General features: G+C 40.9%; 6 protein-coding genes. All 6 read left to right on the top strand.

The annotated features are described in order from the left end of the window. Positions 1-792: ATP synthase F1 subunit gamma (gene atpG, locus P767_RS0100570; RefSeq protein ID WP_071840012.1), on the top strand; the 792-nt coding region annotated here is incomplete at its 5' end. Positions 793-807: 15 nt separating this feature from the next. Further along, positions 808-1683 (top strand): SMC-Scp complex subunit ScpB, encoded by an 876-nt coding sequence (scpB, locus tag P767_RS0100565; RefSeq protein WP_026762982.1) that lies wholly within the window; start codon positions 808-810, stop codon positions 1681-1683. Between the two features lie 60 nt (positions 1684-1743). Then, positions 1744-2952 carry a diaminopimelate decarboxylase gene (gene lysA, locus P767_RS0100560; RefSeq protein ID WP_037351460.1) on the top strand — a complete coding sequence of 403 codons (1209 nt, stop codon included), beginning with the start codon at positions 1744-1746 and terminating at the stop codon, positions 2950-2952. Between the two features lie 36 nt (positions 2953-2988). Then, positions 2989-3765 carry an ABC transporter ATP-binding protein gene (locus tag P767_RS0100555; RefSeq protein ID WP_026762980.1) on the top strand — a complete coding sequence of 259 codons (777 nt, stop codon included), beginning with the start codon at positions 2989-2991 and terminating at the stop codon, positions 3763-3765. A gap of 30 nt (positions 3766-3795) precedes the next feature. Further along, a complete protein-coding gene (locus P767_RS0100550; RefSeq protein ID WP_026762979.1) occupies positions 3796-4305 on the top strand; it encodes a TlpA family protein disulfide reductase in 510 nt (169 codons plus the stop codon). A gap of 56 nt (positions 4306-4361) precedes the next feature. Further along, the coding region (locus P767_RS15120) for a lactate/malate family dehydrogenase (RefSeq protein WP_037351457.1) at positions 4362-4588 on the top strand (227 nt) is incomplete at its 3' end.

Genomic DNA, 4588 nt, shown 5'->3' with positions numbered 1-4588 from the left:
GCCAAATTGCGCCGTGCACAGGATGCCATTACCCAAATGCGTCCTTACGCCCAGAAATTGCAGGAAATGCTGAGCAATATTGTAAGCAATATTGAAGGTGGTGCAACGCTTGCGTTGGCAGAAGAAAGACCTGTTGAAAAAGTATTGTTGATTGTAATTACATCCGACAGAGGCTTGTGTGGTGGTTACAACGCCAACCTGGTTAAACTGGCCAAGAATACCGTATCTGAAAAATACGCCAGCCAGTTTAGCAAAGGCAATGTAACCGTATGGAATATTGGAAAGAAGGGCTGGGAAAGTTTAACCAAAGCAGGTTACAAAACAAACGATCAGTTCAAGGATATTTACCTGAATCTGAATTTTGAAGCGGTACAGGCTGCTGCACAAGCTGCAATGAAAGGATTTGAGCAGAAGGAGTTTGATGCAGTGGAAATTATTTACAGTGAATTCAAAAATGCTGCTACACAGGTATTCGTAGCTGAGCAATTTTTGCCGATTCCTAAAATGGCTCCAAAAGCCGGAAGCAAAAAAGCAGACTTTATTTTTGAGCCAGCCAAGGATGTGTTGATTGCTGAATTAATGCCAAAGATTTTAAATACCCAATTATTCAAAGCGGTATTAGACGGAAACGCCAGTGAACATGGTGCCCGTATGACTGCAATGGATAAGGCAAGTGAGAACGCCAACGAATTACTGAAGTCTTTAAAAATCAGTTACAACCGTGCGCGTCAGGCTGCCATTACAACAGAGTTAACAGAAATCGTGAGCGGAGCCGCTGCATTACAAGGATAATTCTACACAATCATTATGGAATTAAGCGAGATCATACCGCATATTGAAGTACTTATTTTTGCCAGTGAAAAACCGTTGACTTCACTGGATATTGTAGAACTCATCAACAACAGTTTTGGGTTTCTGGAAGAAAGAATTTCATTGGACCAGGTAGAGACCGCTGTAGAAGGCATTCGTGAAAAATACGCCGCCGAATTTTATCCTTTCGAAGTAAGGGAAAGTGGCGGTGGGTGGCAATTCCTCACAAAGAAAGATTACCACAAAACCATAGCACAGCTAAATGGCGACAAATTCCTGAAACGCCTGTCCAATGCAGCTTTGGAAACATTAGCCATTATTGCATACAAGCAACCGATTACCAAGGGTGAAATTGAAGCCATCCGTGGTGTAAACAGCGATTACTCTATTCAGAAACTACTGGAAAAGGAATTGATCCTAATCAGTGGCAGAAACGAACAATTACCTGGCAAACCATTGGTATACGCAACATCCAAGACTTTCATGGATTACTTTGGCATTAACACTGCCGCAGATCTGCCAAAGATTAAGGAAGTGCTGGCTGACCAGATTGTGGAAGGTACCATCATTAAACCTGAAGACTTTACAGATGCCAATGTGAGTGCTTCCATTTCAGAAGCGTTCCCGACCGACGAAGCCATTATCGACGGTGATGTTTCTTCCCTAACTGTAAACGAAGACGGCACGCTAATGGTTGCCAGCGAAGAAACCACATACGAATCAACAGATGACGCTGAAGAAGCAGATTTGAATCAGGAAGATTCAGCTGACGCCGATTCCGAAAACGAAAGCGATTCCGAAAACGATTCTGAAAGCGATTCTGAAGAAGGCGATGCTGACGAAAATACAACCGGGGAAAATCCAACCGAATAAGATTGATGAACGGACTGTTAAAACAGCAATAATCCGCCCTTCTTGGATTATCTTTGAACCATGTCTTTACGCATTTCGAATGAACAACTCCTGGCGGCGGCCAATGAGTTTGGAACTCCCCTGTATGTATATCATGCAGAAAAAATAACAGCACAATACCAAACACTACAAACTGCATTTAACGGTGTATATGCCCGTTTCTTTTATGCATGTAAGGCCTTAACCAATATTGCCGTTTTAAAACATATACACAGTATTGGATGCAATATTGACTGCAGTTCTATCAATGAAGTTTACATTGCGTTAAAAGCAGGGTTTGCTCCGGAGCAAATTTTATATACCAGCAATGGAATTGCTTTTGATGAAATTGCTGCAGCTGTGGAAGCAGGTGTTTCAGTAAATATTGACAGTTTAAGTAATCTGGAAAAATTCGGAAAAGCATACGGGAACAGGTATCCGGTAGGCATCAGAATCAGGCCCAATATTATGGCCGGAGGAAACTTAAAAATTTCAACCGGACACGATAACAGCAAATTCGGTATTCCACTGGAACAGCTTTCAGCAATCCTTGCGTTGAAAGACCAATACAAAATGCGCATCAACTGTTTGCATGTGCATACGGGTAGCGAAATCAAAGACGTTGAGGTATTTATACAGGTAGCCGATTTATTTTTTGAGTTGGTACCTTCTTTTCCCGATTTACAGGTACTCGATATGGGTGGAGGATTTAAAGTGCCTTACCAGGAAGGTGAAAAAGGAACCGATATATCCTTATTGGCACAAAAAGTAGGAGAAGCCCTGGATCGCTTTGAAAAAACCTATCAGAAAAAATTTCAGGTTTGGTTTGAACCAGGAAAATATATGGTTAGTGAATGTGGCTATTTTTTAACCACCGTGAACGTGCTTAAAGACACTGGAACCGTTTGTTTTGCAGGAGTTAACAGTGGATTCAATCATTTGATTCGTCCCATGTTTTACGAAGCCTATCACCATATCCGCAATATCAGCAATCCCAACGGAAGCATTAAAACCTATGCGGTTACCGGCAATATTTGTGAAACAGACAATTTTGCCTGGGACAGACCTATTGCCGAAATTAGAGAAAATGATGTGCTGGTAATGGAAAATGCGGGCGCATACGGTTTTGAAATGGGAAGCAATTACAACGCCAGATTTTTGCCGGCACAGGTTTTGTTTATCAATAATCAGATGCAGTTGATTCGCAGAAGAGACAGCCTGGATGATGTAATTAAAAATCAAATCTTCTAGGAATTTAGTAGCTTACCAAAACAGGAACGCAAAACCATGATAGTAATAAAGAATATCAGTAAAAGCTTTGATGACAGAGTCATTATTCAGGGTATTGATGCTGTTATGGAGAGTGGCAAATGCAACCTGATTATTGGCAGCAGCGGGAGCGGCAAAACAGTACTCACCAAATGCATCGTTGGACTTATTCAACCCGATGAAGGAGGCAGTATTGAATACAATGGCACCGATTTGATTAGGATGGATGATAAAACCAGAAAAGAGTTAAGACAGCAGATTGGCATGTTATTTCAGGGGAACGCGCTATTTGATTCCATGACGGTGCAGGAAAATATCAAGTTTCCGCTTGATATGTTTACCAAATTAACACATGGAGAAAAATTAAAGAAAGTAGACGAAGTACTTGACCGGGTAAACCTGAGCAACGCGCATAAAAGATTTCCTGCTGAAATAAGTGGAGGTATGAAAAAAAGAGTGGGTATTGCCCGATCCATTGTGCTAAATCCCAAATACCTTTTTTGCGACGAACCCAATTCTGGTCTGGACCCTTTAACTTCCATGGTAATTGACAAATTGATCCGGGAAATTACCATCGACTACCAAATGACTACTGTAGTAGTAACCCACGATATGAATAGTGTAATGGAAATTGGCGATCATATACTTTATCTCTACAATGGAAAAAAACAATGGGAAGGATCTAACAAAGACATTATTTTCAGCAAAGACCAGCTGCTGAATGATTTTATTTTTGCTTCTGAATTTCTACAAGACGCTAAACAAATGCGCATGCAGGAAGCCGGAAAAAAATAGCTATTTATATACCATCAAACTGTTATTAACATGAACTGGAAAAGAGGATTACTGATTTGCACTTTGTTACTGACTTTTGGTTTAGTAAATGCACAAAGCCCGATTGACAACCGGCCCAACTATGAAAAGAATCCGGCTATACCTGCCTTTAAACTGGTTTTAACCGACAGTAGTCTTTTTACACATACCATGATACCGGCAGCAGATTATACCTGTATTGTGTATTTCAGTCCGGATTGCGGACATTGCCAGTACGAAGCGGAACAGATGATACGCAATATGGATAGCCTGAAAAATATTCAGTTTGTCTGGGTCAGCTACAGAGACTTTAATGACATTAAGGCCTTCGCCAGAAAATATCAGTTTGACCTTTACCCCAATATTATTACCGGAAGAGACCCTGAATATGCTGTACCTAGTTTTTACCAGGTAAAATTCACCCCATTTGTGGCGCTATACAACAAACAGAAGCAATTTCTGAAAGTATGGGACAAGGGTGTAGAAATACCTGAATTATTGCAATTTATTCACAAAAAATAAGCGGTACCCACGTACCTTTGCACCACTCATTTTAACCACTTTAAATCATACCGATTATGAAAGTTACTGTAGTAGGTGCCGGTGCCGTTGGAGCAACCTGTGCCGACAATATTGCCCGTAAGGAATTATGTACTGAACTGGTATTGTTAGACATCAAGGAAGGTTTTGCGGAAGGTAAAGCACAAGACATGATGCAAACCGCAGCTTTGCTGGATTTTGATACCAAAATTACCGGAAGCACCAACGACTACAGTAAAACTGCTGGTAGTGATGTAGTAGTTAT

It is taken from the genome of Sediminibacterium salmoneum NBRC 103935 (assembly GCF_000511175.1).
Taxonomy (GTDB): domain Bacteria; phylum Bacteroidota; class Bacteroidia; order Chitinophagales; family Chitinophagaceae; genus Sediminibacterium; species Sediminibacterium salmoneum.
The sequence above is the reverse complement of the archived record's forward strand: the minus strand, read 5'-3'. Positions and strand labels throughout refer to the sequence as shown.